The sequence below is a fragment of the Rhizobium sp. ERR 1071 genome (assembly GCF_007828675.1).
GTDB lineage: Bacteria > Pseudomonadota > Alphaproteobacteria > Rhizobiales > Rhizobiaceae > Rhizobium > Rhizobium dioscoreae.
This window is the reverse complement of sequence record NZ_VITM01000004.1, coordinates 571229-589917: the sequence shown is the minus strand read 5'-3', so window position 1 is coordinate 589917 and position 18689 is coordinate 571229. Positions and strand designations below refer to the sequence as shown.

Below are 18689 nucleotides of genomic sequence, written 5' to 3'. Positions count from 1 at the left end.
TCAGCGCGACCCCGCAAACCGGCTTGCCGCTGCGCAGATGGCGGCAAAGCCGGCCCGCGCACCTTCGCTCATATGCCGTGCCCGCAGCCAGGCATGCACCATCTGCGGCTCCTCGCGGAACCAGACTTCGACGCCCGCCTGTGCGAGACGCGCCGCATAGTTGCGGCCATCGTCGCGCAGTGGATCGTAATGCGCAACGGTAATGAAGGTTGGCGGAAGGCCGGCCATGGTGGCTAAGGCAAGCGGTCCTGCGACCGGATCGCCTTCTGGCGCCTGCAGAACGGTGCGGTAATAGGCGACATCAGCCGTCGTCAGGCCCGGCGCCTCGGCCATCTCTTCATAGGAGCCGGAGACGAGATCGCCGCCGAGTGCGGGATAGATCAGGATCTGGCCAACAATGCCCGAAAGCCCCTCGGCCTGCGCGCGCACCGCCAGCCCTGCCGCGAGATTGCCGCCGGCGCTATCGCCGATCAGCACGACCGGCCTCTTCTCGGCGAGCAGCTGCTTGAGAACGTTGAAACAATCATCCGTCTGGGCGGGCCAGCGATATTCCGGCGCCAGCCGGTAATCGACCGAGACCAGTTCGGCGCCGGCATGATCGGCAATCTCGGCGCAGATCGCATGATGGCTCTCGAGCGAACCGACAACGAAGCCGCCACCATGGAGATAGAGAAGCTTCGTTGTCGTACGGATATTGGCGGGCTTGTAACGCCTGACGGGAATCGTTCCGGATACAAGATCATCCGCGGTCTGCATGCCCTCCGGTAAAGGGCGATCGAAACGAGCGCATAGTGCGTCATACCATTGGCGCTGTTGCGCGATGGAGGCCGTTACCGCATCCGGCGGATAGAAGGAATCGCAAATCTCCATGAACTGCAGGATGCCGGCTTCGCTCGGCATGGGACGCTCAACAGAGGTCATCGGATATCCTCGATTCGTGCCAGTGCATCGACACTACGCGGCGATGCAACCGAACACTTATCTGCCTACGGCCAGCACCGCCGCTATGGCGACATCTGCCTGATTACGCCGAGTTCAATCGGCGGCAAATACGCTGCCCGACAGTAGGGGAAAACCCGTCGGCATTTACATACATTGCGCGTTGGACCAGGTGAGCGCTGCAAGCGCAAGAGCCGCGCCAATCACAAGCCGAAGCATGATATTTCCCCATCCATATTGCTGCCATCGCGAGGCCAGTTACGTCGCGGGGCATTCGATCGTTAGGACGTGCCGTGGAAGCGACAGGGTTCCATCTATATTGACCTCGTGAGGCTGACTTATGGCAAGAGTTGATTGCCTGCAAGCGATCCGCTCGGTGCTGGCCGACCACGGGTTGGACCTTCACCTCGCGTGATATTGCTCGTCCGTCACATGCTCCAGCCAGTCCACCACCTTGCCGTCAAGGTGTTCCTGGATGGCGATATGGGTCATGGCTGTCGTCGGCGAAGCACCGTGCCAGTGCTTCTCATTCGGTTCGAACCAGACGACATCTCCGGGCCGGATCTCTTCGACCGGCCCCCCTTCGCGCTGAACGAGACCCAGGCCGACGGTGACGATCAAGGTCTGGCCGCGCGGATGGGTATGCCATGCCGTCCTCGCACCAGGTTCAAACGTGACGCTGCTCGCTGCGGCGCGCCGCGCATCATTAGCCACAAAGACCGGGTCTATCCGGACAGTACCGGTGAACCAATCCGAAGGGCCTTTGCCGGAGGGCTGCGCACCGTTCCTCGTGATATCCATGATGACCATCCTTTCCTGCGATGAGCCGTGACGGCTCCGCTGCATGAGGGCAATCTAGCCTGCAATTGACAAAGCGGTAGAGGGCCATCGTCGTATAGACTTATGAATTGGAGCGATAAATGTCGTTCCCGCCAGACTTACGACGCCATCAAGGTGCGGATGCTGCGATCTGCCGATTGCAGCAGCGCGAAAGCTTCGTAACGCCGTTCATGCAACGCCCTGATGGTGCCATCCGCCGGCTCGAACCTCTTCGCCAGCCGTGACATGGCAGCCATCGCGTCCACGAGCGAACCGCAATGCCCGCCGGCCGTGGCGCCGAGCATGGCCGCACCGAGAAGAACAGGCTCCTCCGTATCGGCGACAGCGACCGGCCTGCCGGTCGTATCCGCCAAAAGCTGACGTACCAATCCGCTCTGGGCAGCCCCGCCGCTGGCGATGATGAGATCGCAGGCAATGCCGTCCTGAGCCAGCTTTTCGAGCAGCTGCTTGAGGCCATAGCCGATGCCGCAAAGGCCGGCGACATAGAGCGCGACAAGATCATCGATACCGGTTTCCAGTCCGAGGCCGGAGATGACGGCGCGAGCGTCGGGATCGGCATAGGGCGAACGATTGCCGAGGAATTCCGGCACGACTTGAATGGACAGCGCGAGCTTCACGGCGTCGGACGCATTCTTGACCGCCTTCATGGCCTGCCGGTCAAGCCAGGCGACGAGCGACAAGTCTTCCGCTTCGGCCCTGGCACGCGCCTCACCACTTGCCGGATGCATGGTAACGAGATGATCGATCGCCGCCCCTGCCGCAGATTGCCCGCCTTCGGTCAACCAGAGGCCAGGCACCATGGCAGAATAATAAGGTCCCCAAACGCCATCGACGAAGACCGCGTCATCACTCGACGCCATCGAACAGGCGGAGGTGCCGAAGATATAGGCGAGCCTGTGCCGGACATTGGCTTTGCCGTCCGCTCCCTGCCCGCCGAGCGTCCCGACGCCGCCCGCATGGGCATCGATCAGCGACGCGCCGACCGGCGTACCAACGATGAGGCCAAGATCGCCGGCGGCAGCGTCGTTCAAGCCGCCACCGAGTGCCGTACCCGGCTCGACGATCTCGGTGCCGATCCGCACAAAGCCTTCGTCGGCCAACTCACCAAGGCCGATATCCTTGAAATATTGCGCATCCCAGCGCTTCTCGTGGGCGAGATAGGTCCATTTGCATGTCACCGTGCACACGGATCTCTGCAGCGAGCCGGTCGCGCGCCAGGTCAGATAGTCGGCAAGATCGAAGAAATGATCCGTTGCCGCGAAGGATTGCGGCAGGTTTCGCTTCAGCCACAGGAGCTTCGGCGTCTCCATCTCGGGCGAGATCCGGCCGCCGACATAACGCAGCACGGCATGATTGCCTGAATTGATCTCCGCCGCCTCGCCGGCCGCACGATGATCCATCCAGACGATGATATTGCGATTGGCATAGCCCGATGGTCCGACAGCCACGGGTTGGCCATCCGCCTTGACGGCGACCAGTGAACAGGTTGCATCGAAGCCGATGCCCGAAACGTCACCGGCCGCTATCTTTGCCGTTGCAACAGCCTCTTTGACGCTGTCGCAGACGGCTCTCCATATCTGCTCGCTCGACTGCTCGACGATGCTGCCGGCCTCGTGCCAGATGGTAATCGGCCGCTTGGCGGCGGCGAGCAGATGGCCATGCGCATCGAAAACCCCGGCCCGGGCGCTGCCGGTGCCGACATCGATGCCGATGAAATAGGGTGCTGTCATCAGAGATCCGTACTCAAAGGCAGGATCACCAGATCCCGGATTACGATGTTCCGCGGCCTCGATAGCATGAAGAGCACCGCTTCCGCCACTTCCGTCGCCTCCATGAGGCCGCCCGCGGCAATCGCTTCGTCAAGCTTTGCCTGTGGCCAATCGCTGATCAGCGCCGTTACCACCGGCCCCGGCGCCACGGCGCCGACGCGGATACCATGCTTGGCGACCTGGCGCCGAACCGTGTGGGTGAAAGCCTGGATGGCATGTTTGGAGGCAGTGTAGATCGGCTCCCAGACCACCGGCACCAGACCGGCGATCGAGCTCGTCATCATGATATCGCCGGTCTTGCGCTCGATCATATGCGGCAACACCATGCGAACCGAGCGGAACGCCGCGTTGATATTCAGATCCAGCATCCGGTCCCAGGAATCGGGATCGCCTTCCGCCACCTCGCCGCCGATATAGGCGCCGGCATTGGCATGGAAGATATCAAGCTTACCGAACTTGCCAAGAATCTGCGGCATCATCGCCGCTACGCTCTCGGGGTTCAGAAGATCGACGACGACGGGAAAGGCGTTCGGCCCCAATTCGGCGCAAAGGCTTTTCAGGCTGTCTTCGGCCCGGTCGACGAGGGCGACGCTGGCGCCCTCTTTCAATAGCGATTTGGCGCATTCCAGGCCAATTCCAGAGGCAGCCCCGGTGATGGCGGCGACCTTGCCGGCAAAATCCTGTCTCATAACAATCCTTACCTTCTTGAAGAAATCAGCCGCGCCCATGCGAGGCGCGGGAACGACGGGCGAGCGAGTCGACGATGACGGCAATGGCAAGAACTGCGCCTGTGATCATGTAGCGAAGCGCCGACGACAGATCGAGCATGGTGAGGCCGCTGGCGATCGACTGGATGACGATGATGCCGAGCAGGGCCGAATAGGCGCTGCCGCGGCCGCCGAAGAGGCTGGTGCCGCCGATGACGGCCGCCGCAATCGCATTCAGATTGACGTCGCCTGTACCCGCCTGCTGGCTGGCCGAGGCGAGACGTGCCGCCGCTAGCACGCCGCCAAGCGCCGCAAACATGGCGCAAAGCACGAAGGCGCTGGTATAGATCCTGCGTACGTTGATACCGGCGCGGCGCGCTGCCTCGCGATTGCCGCCGACGGCGGACATCGACCGGCCCCATTGCGTGCGCGTCAACGCGTAGTCCATGACGATAACAAGCACCACGAACAAGGCAAACGTCCAGGGAACGCCACGATCCTGATTGAGGTAGAAGGCGACGAACTCTAGGGCCACGGTGATGACAGCCGCCTTCGCCAGCAGGCCGCCGACGGAGGGCGCGGAGAGGTTCGCCTGCCTGCGTCGCCGCACAGTGCCCAAGCCGGTCGCCAGCAGAACCACACCCGGAATAAGCGCGAAGAGATACGCAAGCGGTCGAGGAATGACGAGGAGCTGGCCGAAATTTACGATCGCCGAGCCATAGGGCAGATTGATCGAGCCGGTGGCGCCAAGCAGATAGAGCTGCATGCCGAGTACGGCGAGAAGACCTGCCAATGTGGCAACGAAGCTCGGCATGCCCAAGCGGTTGAACAGTACGGCATAGATCACGCCAATCACACCGCCGACGACCAGCGCCGCCAGGATCGCCAACGCCACCGGCCAGCCCTCATTGACCCAGAGCATGCCGACCATGGCCGAGGCGAAGCCGCTGATCGAGCCGACCGAAAGGTCGATCTCGCCAACCATCAGCACACAGACGATGCCCAGCGAAATGATGCCGACGGTCGAAGCATCGAACAGCAAATTGGCGAGGTTGTTGCTGGAAAGGAAGGTCGGGTTGAGCGTGCCGAACACCGTCCAGATGATGACGAGGCCGACGACGACGGGCAACGAGCCCAAGTCGCCGGAGCGCACCTTGTCGATGGAGGAGCGAATAGTCGCGCCAAGCCCGGTATCATGGTTGACGCGGACATCGCTGCGGTCGAGCAGCATGGTCGATTGCTTGCTGTCCTGGCTCATGGCTGGCCCCCTTCCCTCAATTCCTGCTGGGCCTGACGCCGCCCTGCGCGTCGCGACACGGCGTTTTCCGTGGCTCCGGTGATGGCGCTGACGAGTTCCTGGTTCGAGGCATCTGGATAGAAGATGCCGTTGTTGCGCCCGAGGCGTAGCACGACGATTCGGTCGGCAACGGCGCGCACATCCTCCATATTGTGACTGATCATGATGACGCCGAGCCCCTTGTCGCGGACGCGTTCGATGAGGTTCAGCACTTCGGCGGTTTGTGCGACGCCGAGTGCTGCGGTGGGCTCGTCGAGCATGATGAGTTTCGGCTCAAGCAGCAGCGAACGGGCGATCGCCACCGTCTGCCGCTGACCGCCGGAAAGCGAGGCGATGGGGATGCGCACGCTCGGGATGCGCGCCGCGAGCTCATTCAGCAGCGTCCAGGCGCGAACCTCCATGGCGGTTTCGTCGAGCTTCATCGGGCTCAGTTCCCGGCCGAGAAAGATGTTGGCGACGACATCGAGGTTTTCGCAAAGGGCGAGATCCTGAAAGACCGTGGCGATGCCGAGATCGAGCGCGGTTGCGGGGTCACTGAGCGTGACCTGCTTGCCGCGGAATGTAATCGTGCCTGAACTCGGCTGATGGACGCCGGCCAGAACCTTAACGAGCGTCGATTTGCCCGCGCCGTTGTCGCCGACCAGCGCCACGACTTCGCCGGCATGCACATCGAGGTTGATATCCGTCAGTGCCGAGACGGCGCCGAAGTGTTTGGAGATCCCTTTGAGGCTGAGCACCAGCTCGCCGTCCGGGGCTCTATGATCGGAAGCGTCACTCATGACTCGCCACCTTCTCGGGTTGAAATGCTATCGGATGCGTTTTGCCTCCGGCCGCCGAAGCAGCCGGAGACTGGGAGGAGCAGATCTCAGCTGCCGATACCGAGCTTCTTGCAGCCATCGGCATAGCGGTCGTTGCAGAGCTGTTCCGGCGTCTGGATCGGCTTGCCGTTGACCGTCTTGTCGATGATCTCGGCCTTCAGATTTTCGGACGTGACCAGGGCCGGCGTGAAGAGCTTGGTCGGTGTGTCGAAGAGCTTCGTGTCGGCCTTCGGCGTCTCGCCGGAGAGCAGCTCGATCGCAACATTGGCGGCAGCAGCCGCCACGATCTCGCTCGGCTTGGAGATCGTATTATACTGATCGCCCGAAATGATGAGCTGCAGGCCAGCGATGGTCGCATCATTGCCTGTGACCGGCGGCACTGGATCGTAGCCGGCGGCCTTGAAGGCAGCGACGGCTGCGCCACCGGTGCCGTCATTGGCGGCGACGACACCGAGGATCTTCTTGCCGAAGCGGGTGATTTGGCCACTTGCCCATTGCTGCGCCTTCGGCGGTGCCCATTCCGGCGTGTCGAATTCGGCCAGCACCGGATAGCCGCCGTCGGCCAGACCGGCATGGATGCCCTTCTTGATCAGGCCGGCAGCAGCATCGGTCGGCGAGCCGTTGATCTCGAGAAGGCCGCCATCGCCCGCCTTCACGCCCTTCGCCTTCAGATGATCGACCAGCGATTTGGCGATCATCTTGCCGATCTCTTCGTTGTTGAAGGACACGTAGTAGTCGGCGGCCGCCGACGGGATGGGCCGGTCATAGGCGATGACGCGCACGCCCTGGCTCTGCGCGAGCTTCACCAATGAGGCGGCGGCCGTCGAGTCCACCGGGTCGAGCACGATAGCCTTCGCACCCTGCGAGATCGCCGAATTGAACTGCTGCTGCTGACGCGAGGCATCGCCATTGGCGTTCTGGTAGATGACCTTGCAGCCGGCGCAGAGCTTCTTCATCTCGGCCTGGAAACCAGGGAAATCATGCTCTTCATAGCGCGTCGAGCTCTGGTCGGGCATCAGGAAGGCGACGGTCGCGTCCGTGACTTTGGCCGACTGCGCGAAGGCGGAAGTGCCGGCCAGAAGACCGACCGCAAGCGCGGTTATGCCGGCGATTTTCAGTGCGAAATGGTTCATTGGAATTTCTCCGTTCCAAATGGTAATGGTTTCCCTCGATCATCGCGGCTGTCCGCACGCGATGCTCTTGTTGATGCGTCGCCGAAGGCGATCTCAGACCGACGCGGCGGTAATTTTGGACAAGCCTTCTCCTTCAGACGGCAGAGATGCCAACCCGTTCGCTCGCCCTGAATTTGTCTCTCCTCCCTGTCCTCCCTTGTGTTAGGCGGCCTCCACCGCGCGTGCGTGCTGTGCCAAGAGCGACCTGAACCGGGAGGGCGCCATGCCCTTCTGATCCAGAAAACGCCGATTGAAGTTCGAGATATTGTTGAAGCCTGCCGCAAAGCAGATATCGGTGATCGTCATCTCGGCCTTGCTCATGAGCAGATGGCAGGCGAAGTTGATACGCAGACGATTGACGTACTGAACCAGCGCCATGCCGGTATGGCGGCGAAAGCTGCGCGAAAAGGCGCTCGGGCTCTGGCCGGTCAATTCGGCCAGATCACACTCGCTGAACGGCTCGGTGAGGTGCGCATTGATGTAAGCCAGCGCCTGATTGACGCCCGCCGACATGAAGCCGGATGGGTCCGGCTGATAGCCGGCGCTGGCGAGCGTACGCGTGCCCTCGGCACAGCTCATCGCATCGAGAATATTCATGAAGAGTTCGATGCGGCGGATACCGGTTGCTTCCACCAGTTCGCCGAGGATCGGACCGACGATGGCCGCCGTTTCAGGCGTAAAGAGCGCACCGCGGCGGCTCGTCTCAAGAATACCGGCGCAGGCCGACAGTTCCGGAAAAACCTTGCTGGCATCGGCGAAGAAGGATTCGGAAAATTGCAGGACGCGGCAGCGCAGCGGCAGGGTGACACCGGCAGGCACGTCGCTCACCCAATTATGCGGGAGGTTCGGTCCTGTCAGCACTAGATTGCCGGGCTCGAACTCGCCGATAAAGTCGCCGATAAAATATTGACCCGTTGTCGCGACGACATGATGGATTTCGTATTCGGGATGGAAATGCCAACGCACCGTGCGGTAGGGATAGCCGTGCTCCCACGCTTTGAAGGATTCTCCGCTGCCGATCGCGACCACTTCCAAATCGGGATTCATCGGCAAACCTCCTTTCGTCCGTCCGCATTCGTTACGGCTACGGCGCCTCCTCCCAGAGGCCATCGCGTCTTCTATGTGGTAAATCTACCTCTCATAGGCGCCTGCCGCTACTACGCCTTGTACGCCCAACCGATACTTTTTTGACATCAAGGGTGGCCCGTTTGGTCAAATGTGCAGTGCGACATAGCAAGCCGCGTCGCGAGATCCGTATCAGCCTGAAAGCGGGATCAATCGAGATCGTCGCGAATACATGCCTTGAACTGCCCCGGCGCAATCTCCCGCAATTGCGGAACCGTCGTCGCGCAGGCCTCGAGCACGAAGGGACAGCGCGTGCGGAAGACGCAGCCACTCGGCGGATTTGCCGGGCTCGGAATATCGCCCTTCAGGATTTGCCGGTCGCGTCTACTGTCCGGGTCCGGTGAGGGAATGGCCGAGAGCAGCGCGCGGGTATAGGGGTGGCGTGGCCGGGCATACAGATCAGCGCTTGCAGCAATCTCCATGATCCGCCCGAGATAAAGCACAATGACGCGATCACAGAGATATTCGACCACCGCAAGATCATGAGAGATGAACAGCATGGTAAGCGCGAGACGCTGCTGTAGGCCGCGCAGCAGATTGATGACCTGCGCCTGAATGGAGACATCCAGTGCCGAAACGGGTTCGTCGGCGACCAGAAATTCCGGCCCGAGCGCAAGTGCGCGCGCAATACCGATCCGCTGGCGCTGGCCGCCTGAGAATTCATGGGCATAGCGATTGATCGCGTCCGCCGGCAAATCCACCTGTTCGAGCGCCGCGCGTGCCCGATCCAGCCGATCCATACGGCTGCCGATACGCTGGATCTTCAGCCCCTCGATCAGGATCTCGCCGATGGTCATGCGCGGCGACAGGCTGGCGAAGGGATCCTGAAAAATATACTGCATGCGCGGTCGCATGCGCCTCAGATCGCCGGCGCCGAGCATGGTCATTTCCGTGCCGTCGAAGCGCACGCTGCCGGCCGATGGCTCGATCAATCGCAGGATGGACCTGCCGATCGTCGTCTTGCCGCTGCCGGACTCTCCCACGAGCCCCACCACTTCGCCTTTTCCGATATCGAAGGAGATATCGCGAAGTATGGAAAGCCTTGCGCCGCGGGACACATAATTCTTGGCAAGATCGCGAACGGAGACAAGCGCTTCGGTCATCTAAATCTCCCGCCAGCGGATGCAGCGGCTCGCATGGCTTGCATCGACAGCATCGAGAGGCGGCACCGCCGCGCCGCAAGCCTGGATCGCGTGGGCGCAACGCGGCGCGAAAGCGCAGCCGGATGGCATTCGCGTCAGGCTCGGCACGACACCGGGAATAGCGTATAGCGGCTCGCCTGCCTGCCGCATCCGTGTCGCCTCGCCGAGCCGCGGCATGGAGGCCAAAAGGCCGCGCGTATAGGGATGCCTCGGATTGCGGAACACTGTTTCCGTCGGCCCTTCCTCGACAATCCGGCCGGCATACATGACGGCGACGCGATCGGCGATCTCTGCCACCACGCCGAGATTATGCGTGACGAAGAGGATCGCCATGCCGCGCTCCCGCTGCAGCCGCTGCAGGAGATCGAGGATCTGCGCCTGTATTGTGACGTCGAGCGCCGTCGTCGGCTCGTCAGCGATCAGCAGCACCGGATCGCAGGCAAGCGCCATGGCAATGGTCGCGCGCTGCCGCATGCCGCCGGATAGTTCATGCGGATATTGCCTGACGCGGCGTTGCGCATCGGGAATTCCGACGCTTTCCAACAGCGCGATCGCCTCACGCATCGCGGTAGCACGATCTGCCCGCCGATGAATGCGGATCGGCTCGGCAATCTGATCGCCGATTGTCAGCACTGGATTGAGGCTCGACATCGGCTCCTGGAATACCATGCCGATAGCGCCGCCGCGGATCTCACGCATATGGCTGTCGTCCAGCGTGGCGAGATCGCTGACGACGCCTTGCCTGTCCCGCAACCGAATGCTGCCAGCTGCGACCTTCCCGACATTGCGCGTCAGAAGCCGCATCACGGAAAGGCTCGTCACCGACTTGCCCGAACCGGACTCGCCGACCAGCGCCAGCGTCTCGCCCGCGTCGATGGTCAGGTCGATATCTCTGACAGCGGTCAACTCGCCGCCGCGGGTGCGGAAGACGGTCCTGAGCCCTCTGATATCGAGAACGGGTTGGGCAGCCGGCGCTATCATACCTACAGCAGCCCCGTATTCTTCAGGATCGCATCGATCCTGGCCGTTTCCTCCGCATTCAGTGCCGCGCGCGGGCGGGGCATGACAGCGGTATCGATGATGCCGAGGCTTTTCATCGCTGCCTTGAAGGCCCCGATGCCGGCGGCACCGCCGCTGACGCGGCCCTGCGCGACCCAGACGATCTCGAACAGGCGGCAAAGCCTTTCCTGCTCGCGCCGCGCCGCGGCCCAGTCGCCGCGCTGCGCGGCATCCCATAGCCGCACATAGCCATGTGGATCGACATTGGCGATACCGGGCACCACGCCATGCGCGCCCATCAGAAGCGCATTGTCGACGACGATTTCGGAGCCGGTCATCAGGAAGATATCCTTGTGATCGGCAAGATCGAGCAGCGCATAGCGGAAATTGCCGTCGTCGCCGCTGGAATCCTTTAGCCCGATGATGGTCCCTTCCTTGGCGAGTGTCACCACCGTCTGGCGCTGCAGCTTCACATGCACGCAGACCGGGATGTCATAGGCGACGAGCGGTACATCGACAGAATCTCTTATGCAGCGGAAGTGATCCAATATCTCTGACTGGCTGGTCACCGTATAGAACGGAGCGGTGACGACGACGGCGTCGGCGCCGGCCGCTTTGGCGATTTTCGAATGAGCGATCACGCGGTCTGTCGTGGGGTCGATGACACCGACCAGCAGCGGCACCCGCCCGTTCACGACCTTGGCGGAATGCTCGATGATCTCCCGCCGTGTCTTTTCGTCGTGGAAGACGACCTCGCTGGTGGAGCCCAGCACGAAGACGCCGTGGCAGCCGCCATCGATCAGATGCTCCAGCACCCTAGTATAGGATGCGTAATCCACAGTGAAATCGTCGTTCAGCGGCGTTACAACGGGAGGCACCACACCCTTGAATTTACTCATCGTCTCTTTCTTTCCTGGGTTCAATGAAGCTCGGCGCGCGGATCGAAGGCATCCCTCAGCCCGTCGCCGATGAAATTGATGGCAAGGACGGCAAGCACCAGAGCTGCGCCGGGAAACAGCCATTGCCACGGATATTGTTCGAGAACGGCTGTGGAGCGGGCCGCATTCAGCATATTGCCCCAGCTCGCCGCGGGCGGCGCAATGCCGAGACCGAGAAAGGAAAGCCCAGCCTCCAAGAGGATTGCATTGGCGACCTGCGTCGTGGCGTAGACAACCAGAATATCGATGCAGTTCGGCATGCCGTGGCGCAGCAGCAGGTGCGGCAGCCCTGCCCCCATGCCGCGCGCAGCGGTGACGAAATCGCGTTCGCGCAGTTCCAGCAGCCTGGAACGCACCATACGGGCCAGCAGCGGCCAGGAGAGCAGCGATATGACTGCTATCGTCGGCAAGATGCCCGTGCCGGTGATGGAGGCCAGCACCAGCAGGAAGATCACCGGCGGCAAGGTCATGACCAGATCGACGAAGCGCATGCTGAGCGCATCCGCCCAGCGGCCGGCAAAGGCAGACACGAAGCCGAACAGAAAACCGATGATGGCCGAAATGACGGTGGAACCTGCCGCGACCATCAGCGATATACGGCCGCCTTCGAGCGCTCTGGCAAAGACATCGCGCCCGACGCCGTCCGTTCCAAACCAGTGCGTCGCACTGGGCGGCGCGTTCATGGCCAGGAGATCGATGTCGTTGGGCTGGAATCGCCACCATAGCGGATAGGTGACGATCAGCAGCAGCAGCGGTACGGCAACGCAGACGCCGAAAAGGGCCGCCCCGTTCAGCCGGAAGCGATCGAATGCTCGGGCAAGTGGCCCATGGCTTGGTCGTTCGGTTCGCGCCAGCATCGCTCAGCCCACCTTGATGCGGGGATCGATCACTGCGTAGGCGAGATCGGTCAGCAGGTTGACGATGATGACGCAGGCGCCGATGACGAGCGTCGCCCCCATGATGACGGGATAATCGCGCGACGTGACCGCATCGACGAGAAGCAGGCCCATGCCCGGCCAGTTGAAGACACTTTCGACGAAGATCGCACCGCCGATGGCAAGACCTATGGTCGAGCCGATGACGGTTACGACAGGCAGGAGCGCATTGCGCAGGGCATGCTTGACGATAACCCAGAATTCGAACACGCCCTTGGCCCGCGCGGTGCGCACATAATCCTGATTGAGGACCTCCAGCAGCGAAGCGCGCATATAGCGCATGATGAGCGCGGCTTGCGCGATCGCCAGAAGCGAAGCCGGCAGGATAAGATGCCAAAGCAGGTCGCCGATGGAAAAGTCCTCGCCGGGCGTCAGCATGCCGCCCGAGGGCAGCCAGCCGAGACGCACCGCAAAAATATAAAGACCAAGAAGCGCGCTCAGAAAGGCAGGGCTCGATATGCCGGCAAGCGCCAGCACGGAGAGCGAGATATCCGTGACTGAATTGCGCCTGACGGCACCGATGACGCCTGCAGCAATGCCGGCGACGATCGCCATGATCAGGGCCGAGCCCATCAGCAGCACCGTCGGACCGATGCGAGACAGAACCAGCGTCAGAACAGGCTGATCCAGCCGCTTGACGGAATAGCCGAGATTGCCTTGCAGAGCCTGCTGCAACCAGCCGACATATTGCAGCGGCAGCGGCCGATCCAGCCCGAGGCGCTCACGCAAATCGGCCATCGCAGCGGGAGATAAAGGCGTGCTCGGGTCGATATAGGCATCGATCGGATCGCCCGGCGTCAACCGCAGCAACACAAAGACCAGTATGCTCAAGGCGACGAGCATGCCGATGCCGATTACAAGACGCCTGAGACCATAGTGCAGCATATCGAACCTGCGTTTCGCGGAATGCGCCAGCCACCGAGCCTGCAGCCGGCTCAAAACCTAGTTTGAGAGCTTCCACGCTTCCGGATGCGCGATGTATGGCCCGCCGCCCGGCGCCGGTGTCCAGATGAAATCCTTCACCTTGGACGAAACCACGCCATAGCGGTTCGCCACCCACATGGTCGCCCAGGGCAGATCCTTGTTCATGACCTTGCAGACATCCTGGTAGCGCTGATCACGCTTGCCGGCGTCCGTCTCGGCAATCGCCGCATCTAGCGCCTTGGTCAGATCGGGCATGCGTGCGCGCACCACATTGGCGCCCGCCGGCGGGATCTGCTTTTCGTTGAGCCCGGTGTTGATGTTGCTCGGATCGGGTCCGTTCTGAAGGCCCGCATAGACAAGCTGGAATTGCGATGCGTCGGCATTTGGGTTCAGCACGATGCCATTATACGTCGGCGCGTCGACGGCGCGCGGCACGACATTGATGCCGACCTGCGCCAGCATGGCCTGCATGGCCGCCAATACGTTCGTTGCAAGCGGCGTGTTATAATAGGTCAGCAAGGTGATCGGTTTGCTGCCGTTGATCTTGTCCCAGCCGGCCTCGTCGAGCAATTGTTTGGCTTTGGCCGGATCGTAGGGATAGGCTTCGATGCCGTCCGGAACCAACTGATTGGCGACATAAGCGCAATTGGCGGGCTTTGCCGCTCCGTCATAGAGGCTCTTGATGATCGCATCGCGATTGATGGCGTACATGACGGCCTGCCGGACGCGAAGATCCTTCCACAGTGGCGAATCCTGGTTGAAACCAAGATAATTGACGACGAAGGAATCGCCCTCGATGATCTTGAAGGACTTGTCGTCCTTGAAGGTCGGCACATCGTTGGAATCGACATAGGTGAACTGGATCTCGCCTGCCCGCAGCGCCGAGATCGCTGCCGCCGGATTGGCGAAATAGCGGTTGATCAGCCGATCGAGAACGGGTTTGCCGCCGCGATAGTCGGGATTGGCTGTCAGCTCGACATATTGATCCTGCACATATTTGACGAACTTGAACGGCCCCGTCCCAATCGGCGAGGTCGACCACCAAGTGCTCTTCGCAAGCTGATCGACGGGCACGGCGGCAAGCGCATGCTCAGGCAGCACCATGATCTTGGCCAGCGTATCAAGCAGGCTCGCGGAAGGCGCGAAAAGCTTGATGACAAGCGTATGGTCGTCCGGCGTCTCGACGAATGACAGGAGTTTAAAACGGGCGGCAAAGATCGAGCCGGTCTTGGCATTGGCCGCAAGATCGACGGTGAATTTGGCGTCCTTGGCCGTAAAAGGCTTGCCGTCATGCCACTTGGTATCGGCAAGCTTGAACGTATAGGTCAACTGATCCGGGCTCACCTCATAGGAGGACGCAAGCACACCGACGATCTTCTGCAGCTTTTCATCGTAGCTGACCAGCGGCTCAAAGTAGGTGCTGAGCCAGGTGAGACCGGCGGTTGCCGCCAGCGGATTGAAGTTGCCCTGGAAGCCGCCTGGGCCGACATCGAAGCCCCCGGACATGGTAGCGGCGGCGGCAGGTACTGCTAGGCCACCCAAGACGGGCATCGCAGTGGCCGATAGCAAAGCTGCCAACGCGATTGCAGGCAGATGAAAAGCTTTCCTCATGATGATCCTCCTCTCGTGGTTGCGATCGCTACTTCTTCTTGTTGTTGGCGATCACCTGCGAAATTCCCTCGTAATGACGGTCGAGGCGCATGCGCACCTCCTTGAGATTTCTGGATTCCAGCGCATCGACGATTGCCTCATGGTCACGCCAGGTGGCCATGGGATCGACATCGTCCAGATCGAAGAAGCGGGACGCTTTGTAGAAGGCAAGCCAGAAGACATCGATCAGCCGAACGAAGGTCTCGTTGCCCTGGCAGCGAAACAGCAGGCGATGAAAGAGCTGATCGTCTTCGGCAAAAGGTTCGCCGCGTTCGGCGTGAGCGCGCATGCGGTCGGTCGTGGCACGCAGTTCCACCAGGTCCTCCGGCCCGATCATGTCGAGCGTCTTGCCGATCAGGCCCACTTCGAGCGTGCGGCGGATTTCCAGCACTTCCTCCATATGCCGCAGCGCATCGCCGAGCCCGTAGGCGAGATTGTCGAGCAGCGGCGCGAAGGAGAATGCCTTGACGAATATGCCGATGCCGCGGCGCGTTTCCAATACACCGAGAGATTCCAGCGCCTTTATGCCTTCGCGTAGAGAGTTGCGGCTGACACCCAATTGCGCCGCGAGCTCGCCCTCCGCCGGCAGCATCGTGCCCGCCTCGAGACCGTTATCGGCAATATAGCTGCGCAAACTCTCCTGCACGGAGACATGCAGCAAGGGTGCGCGCGTCAAAGGCTGAATGACTTTTCCCACCATGACACCCAAGCTCCTCGGGACATGGCGTGCAACTTATTGACTTGTAGGATATCCGTCAAGTGGACAGGAAAATTGAAATCAAGCAACATCCATCGTCGTCCAATTTGATATCCGGAGGCTTCGGAAACGCAGGCGACGAAAAGGGTCGAGCCATGCCATGCCGAGAAAATCAGTCCGAGAAAGTCGGTTTGGCGATCTTCTTCTGATCGCCTCGTAGCCATCCGTTGCAAACTTTGCTCTGGTTCTCTAGCGACAGCAGGCCTCAATTTGTTGCGTGAGGCCCGTCCGCCTGCGGCAGACGAACAAGCTTGCCTTCCTCGGCCTTGTAGAAGTACTGACTCGCAATCAGCCATCCCTTCAACGGTCGCAATGGCGGAATGCAGGTCGCCAGCATGAAGGGGCCAGTCACCAGAAACTGCACCCACACTGGCGCCGAGAACGCCACCTCCAGCCAGACACCGAGAAGGACGCTCGGGATGCAGGCAAAGCAGATGACAAAGAAAGCCGGCCCATCGGCGGGATCTGCGAAGGAATAGTCGAGACCACACGCTTCGCATTGCTTGCGAAGGGTCAAGAATCCATCGAACAAACGCCCTTGCCCGCAACGCGGGCAACGACAACGAAGGCCGGCCTGCAGCGGGCTCAGCGGGGGATAATCGGCATCCATGACAGCATCACTCCTGAATCAATCTTCCAAGGGAAGGCAATCAATAATCATATTGCATGCATTCATTCTAAATATAATGAATGCATTCTATACGTCCATTCGGCAGAATGACGCAGTGGCAATTTCGGCAAATGAAGAGAATAGGCGCGGTAAGGAGCCTGCGCCGCTCCCATCAATAGCGATGTTGCGCCAGAAGACTAGAAAAAGGAGGCGGCCAATTCCGGCGGCCCCTGCAGCGCATGCGCCATGAAACTCAAGGCACCCTTCAAGGCCTCGCGGCCTATTGGGCCACCGAGACAAACGCGCACGGCCTCAGGTGCCACGCCGTCTACCGTGAATGCGTCGCTTGCAACAACGCCGATACCTGCATTGCGCATATGGCTGCCGAAGGTGGCACGCGTCCAGCCGTTACCCAGCGGCAGCCAGATGTTAAAGCTGATGGGGTCAGCCCGATAGCTGCCTGATGGCAATGTGTCAGCGACCATCTCCTGGCGGGCGGCGGCCTCCGTACGAATGAAACGCAGAATACCATCGGCAGTGCCATCTTCGATCCAGCGCGTCGCAAGCGCCATGTTGAGCGGCGACGCCATGACATTGTTGCTTCGCATCGCACTCACGAAGGGCCATATCGACCGGGTATCCGGCGCCACGACGAAGGCCAAACGCAACCCCGCACCGATGCACTTTGCCAATCCACCGATATGCCAGGTCAGATCCGGGGCGATTGCAGCCATTGGCGCTGGCGCATCCAGCGGAATGAAGCCATAGGCATCGTCCTCGATGATCGGCACACGATATTTGCGGGCAATTGCGGCAATCGCTTCGCGCCGCGCCTGCGGAATCGTCAGCGTCGTCGGATTTTGCAGTGTCGGGTTGAGGTAAAGCGCCTTCGGTCGCAGGCGCTCGCAGCTGTCTTCAAAAGCTTCCGGCAAGACACCTTCCTCATCCATCGCCAGGCCCGAGAGATTGAGCCGGAGCTGCGCCGCAATCGAACGCATGCCGGGATAGGTAATATTTTCCGAGAGAACGGTTTCGCCTGGCTTGGCCAAGAGGCCAAAGATCGCCAGCAAGGCCGGGTGCGCGCCGGGTGTTATGAAGATGCGCTCCTGTGTCGGGGTGAGGCCCCGGCGGCTGAGCCAGATTGCGGCGGCCTCCTTGTCCACAGCCAGGCCGCCAAATCCCTGATACCGCAGCAAGGGAATAAGATCGACCGCTACGGCCGACATGCCCTCCTGCATGCGGGCCAGAAGATCCGGATCGCTCGGTTCCGGCGGGAGATTCATCGAAAAATCGATCGCGGAGGCACGACGCGGATCGGAAGCGGCGTCGAGAGCAAAACTTCGGCGCTCCCTCTCCTGCCTGCCAGTCACGAACGTCCCGCGTCCGACATGGGAATCCACAAGCCCACGCTTCTGCGCCTCGACATAGCCGCGCGCAACGGTCGTAAAATCGATGCTGAGACGCTTGGCAAGCGCGCGTTGCGGCGGCAACCTGTCCCCGGCGGCAAGAACGCCGCTGCGCAAATCCATCTCGATCAAGTCGGCTATGGCAATGTAGCGGGGGCTGGAGGAGCGGCTGAGATCGGGATGCCAGTCTTTCATTTCATGCTCCGCACGAGACCAGACCTGAGCTGAAACTCCGGCCGGCATTGATGGCATATCATTGCATACAATTCCCGCTATGTGGAGCTATCTACCGCATTTTTCATCTCTAAGAAAACCAAATATCCCAATATTTTCGAGCCATGAATGCCTTGAACCAGCCGATACTCCCGTAATTGACGGCATGACAAAGCTGTTTGACCAACTCGGCAGTCATAAACCCAGGAACCTATATCCCGGTTATCGCCATTCGCTCTTGCGAGCGCGGCACGCCGGTTTTGGTCCGGCGTGCCGATCATATGGCAAAGTTCCATCAAGGATGGGACGCTCGCTCATTTTTCCTGAGTGAGCGCGGCTTTCGCTTTCGCTTGATCATCCACCAGTTCGTACCACATGGCGTTGAGGACAGCGAATGCTGCGGCGAGAGGGAAGCCGAGAAGCCAGGCAAAATACCACATGCGAAATC

General features: G+C 61.0%; 18 protein-coding genes. All 18 read right to left on the bottom strand.

All coding sequences use genetic code 11. From position 1 onward, the window contains the following. Complete coding sequence (locus tag FBZ99_RS17425) at positions 1 to 921, bottom strand: alpha/beta hydrolase (RefSeq protein ID WP_145634131.1); 921 nt, start codon at positions 919 to 921, stop codon at positions 1 to 3. A 420-nt stretch (positions 922 to 1341) separates the two neighbouring features. Beyond that, the gene (locus FBZ99_RS17420; RefSeq protein WP_145634180.1) at positions 1342 to 1743 is read right to left on the bottom strand and encodes a (R)-mandelonitrile lyase; all 402 of its coding nucleotides are present in this window, start codon (positions 1741 to 1743) and stop codon (positions 1342 to 1344) included. 134 nt (positions 1744 to 1877) lie between these two features. After that, positions 1878 to 3509 carry an FGGY-family carbohydrate kinase gene (locus FBZ99_RS17415; protein WP_145634128.1) on the bottom strand — a complete coding sequence of 544 codons (1632 nt, stop codon included), beginning with the start codon at positions 3507 to 3509 and terminating at the stop codon, positions 1878 to 1880. Further along, positions 3509 to 4237, bottom strand: a complete 729-nt coding sequence (locus tag FBZ99_RS17410; RefSeq protein WP_113351196.1) for an SDR family oxidoreductase — start codon at positions 4235 to 4237, stop codon at positions 3509 to 3511. The genes FBZ99_RS17415 and FBZ99_RS17410 overlap by 1 nt, the downstream gene beginning before the upstream one ends. Positions 4238 to 4262: 25 nt before the next feature. Continuing rightward, positions 4263 to 5513, bottom strand: a complete 1251-nt coding sequence (locus tag FBZ99_RS17405; protein ID WP_145634125.1) for a sugar ABC transporter permease — start codon at positions 5511 to 5513, stop codon at positions 4263 to 4265. Then, positions 5510 to 6331 (bottom strand): ATP-binding cassette domain-containing protein, encoded by an 822-nt coding sequence (locus tag FBZ99_RS17400; protein ID WP_145634124.1) that lies wholly within the window; start codon positions 6329 to 6331, stop codon positions 5510 to 5512. Before FBZ99_RS17400 ends, FBZ99_RS17405 begins: the two co-directional genes overlap by 4 nt. Positions 6332 to 6417: 86 nt before the next feature. Continuing rightward, entirely contained in the window at positions 6418 to 7503 is a 1086-nt protein-coding gene (locus FBZ99_RS17395) for an ABC transporter substrate-binding protein (protein ID WP_112344940.1), read from the bottom strand. A 201-nt stretch (positions 7504 to 7704) separates the two neighbouring features. Beyond that, positions 7705 to 8589 (bottom strand): AraC family transcriptional regulator, encoded by an 885-nt coding sequence (locus FBZ99_RS17390; RefSeq protein WP_113332739.1) that lies wholly within the window; start codon positions 8587 to 8589, stop codon positions 7705 to 7707. Positions 8590 to 8816: 227 nt separating this feature from the next. Then, positions 8817 to 9770 carry an ABC transporter ATP-binding protein gene (locus tag FBZ99_RS17385; RefSeq protein WP_113351092.1) on the bottom strand — a complete coding sequence of 318 codons (954 nt, stop codon included), beginning with the start codon at positions 9768 to 9770 and terminating at the stop codon, positions 8817 to 8819. Next, positions 9771 to 10790, bottom strand: a complete 1020-nt coding sequence (locus FBZ99_RS17380; protein ID WP_371864936.1) for an ABC transporter ATP-binding protein — start codon at positions 10788 to 10790, stop codon at positions 9771 to 9773. Positions 10791 to 10792: 2 nt separating this feature from the next. Further along, positions 10793 to 11707 (bottom strand): dihydrodipicolinate synthase family protein, encoded by a 915-nt coding sequence (locus tag FBZ99_RS17375; RefSeq protein WP_113351091.1) that lies wholly within the window; start codon positions 11705 to 11707, stop codon positions 10793 to 10795. 20 nt (positions 11708 to 11727) lie between these two features. Beyond that, a complete protein-coding gene (locus tag FBZ99_RS17370; protein ID WP_113351090.1) occupies positions 11728 to 12603 on the bottom strand; it encodes an ABC transporter permease in 876 nt (291 codons plus the stop codon). Between the two features lie 3 nt (positions 12604 to 12606). Then, positions 12607 to 13566 carry an ABC transporter permease gene (locus FBZ99_RS17365; RefSeq protein ID WP_113351194.1) on the bottom strand — a complete coding sequence of 320 codons (960 nt, stop codon included), beginning with the start codon at positions 13564 to 13566 and terminating at the stop codon, positions 12607 to 12609. 57 nt (positions 13567 to 13623) lie between these two features. Continuing rightward, positions 13624 to 15156 carry an ABC transporter substrate-binding protein gene (locus FBZ99_RS17360; RefSeq protein ID WP_371864946.1) on the bottom strand — a complete coding sequence of 511 codons (1533 nt, stop codon included), beginning with the start codon at positions 15154 to 15156 and terminating at the stop codon, positions 13624 to 13626. A gap of 88 nt (positions 15157 to 15244) precedes the next feature. Beyond that, entirely contained in the window at positions 15245 to 15955 is a 711-nt protein-coding gene (locus FBZ99_RS17355; protein WP_113351088.1) for a FadR/GntR family transcriptional regulator, read from the bottom strand. Between the two features lie 262 nt (positions 15956 to 16217). Beyond that, on the bottom strand, positions 16218 to 16622 hold the full coding sequence (locus FBZ99_RS17350; protein WP_145634122.1) for a DUF983 domain-containing protein: 405 nt from the start codon (positions 16620 to 16622) through the stop codon (positions 16218 to 16220). 197 nt (positions 16623 to 16819) lie between these two features. Continuing rightward, positions 16820 to 18223, bottom strand: a complete 1404-nt coding sequence (locus tag FBZ99_RS17345; protein WP_113351086.1) for an aminotransferase-like domain-containing protein — start codon at positions 18221 to 18223, stop codon at positions 16820 to 16822. 332 nt (positions 18224 to 18555) lie between these two features. After that, on the bottom strand, positions 18556 to 18681 hold the full coding sequence (gene cydX / locus FBZ99_RS17340; protein ID WP_113390170.1) for a cytochrome bd-I oxidase subunit CydX: 126 nt from the start codon (positions 18679 to 18681) through the stop codon (positions 18556 to 18558). Positions 18682 to 18689: the final 8 nt, after the last annotated feature.

Coding starts and splice junctions, on each gene's coding strand:
- FBZ99_RS17425 (WP_145634131.1), bottom strand. CDS start 921: ATGACCTCTGTTGAGCGTCCCATGCCGAGCGAAGCCGGCATCCTGCAG.
- FBZ99_RS17415 (WP_145634128.1), bottom strand. CDS start 3,509: ATGACAGCACCCTATTTCATCGGCATCGATGTCGGCACCGGCAGCGCC.
- FBZ99_RS17410 (WP_113351196.1), bottom strand. CDS start 4,237: ATGAGACAGGATTTTGCCGGCAAGGTCGCCGCCATCACCGGGGCTGCC.
- FBZ99_RS17405 (WP_145634125.1), bottom strand. CDS start 5,513: ATGAGCCAGGACAGCAAGCAATCGACCATGCTGCTCGACCGCAGCGAT.
- FBZ99_RS17400 (WP_145634124.1), bottom strand. CDS start 6,331: ATGAGTGACGCTTCCGATCATAGAGCCCCGGACGGCGAGCTGGTGCTC.
- FBZ99_RS17395 (WP_112344940.1), bottom strand. CDS start 7,503: ATGAACCATTTCGCACTGAAAATCGCCGGCATAACCGCGCTTGCGGTC.
- FBZ99_RS17390 (WP_113332739.1), bottom strand. CDS start 8,589: ATGAATCCCGATTTGGAAGTGGTCGCGATCGGCAGCGGAGAATCCTTC.
- FBZ99_RS17385 (WP_113351092.1), bottom strand. CDS start 9,770: ATGACCGAAGCGCTTGTCTCCGTTCGCGATCTTGCCAAGAATTATGTG.
- FBZ99_RS17380 (WP_371864936.1), bottom strand. CDS start 10,790: ATGATAGCGCCGGCTGCCCAACCCGTTCTCGATATCAGAGGGCTCAGG.
- FBZ99_RS17375 (WP_113351091.1), bottom strand. CDS start 11,707: ATGAGTAAATTCAAGGGTGTGGTGCCTCCCGTTGTAACGCCGCTGAAC.
- FBZ99_RS17370 (WP_113351090.1), bottom strand. CDS start 12,603: ATGCTGGCGCGAACCGAACGACCAAGCCATGGGCCACTTGCCCGAGCA.
- FBZ99_RS17365 (WP_113351194.1), bottom strand. CDS start 13,566: ATGCTGCACTATGGTCTCAGGCGTCTTGTAATCGGCATCGGCATGCTC.
- FBZ99_RS17360 (WP_371864946.1), bottom strand. CDS start 15,156: ATGCCCGTCTTGGGTGGCCTAGCAGTACCTGCCGCCGCCGCTACCATG.
- FBZ99_RS17355 (WP_113351088.1), bottom strand. CDS start 15,955: ATGGTGGGAAAAGTCATTCAGCCTTTGACGCGCGCACCCTTGCTGCAT.
- FBZ99_RS17350 (WP_145634122.1), bottom strand. CDS start 16,622: ATGGATGCCGATTATCCCCCGCTGAGCCCGCTGCAGGCCGGCCTTCGT.
- FBZ99_RS17345 (WP_113351086.1), bottom strand. CDS start 18,223: ATGAAAGACTGGCATCCCGATCTCAGCCGCTCCTCCAGCCCCCGCTAC.
- cydX (WP_113390170.1), bottom strand. CDS start 18,681: ATGTGGTATTTTGCCTGGCTTCTCGGCTTCCCTCTCGCCGCAGCATTC.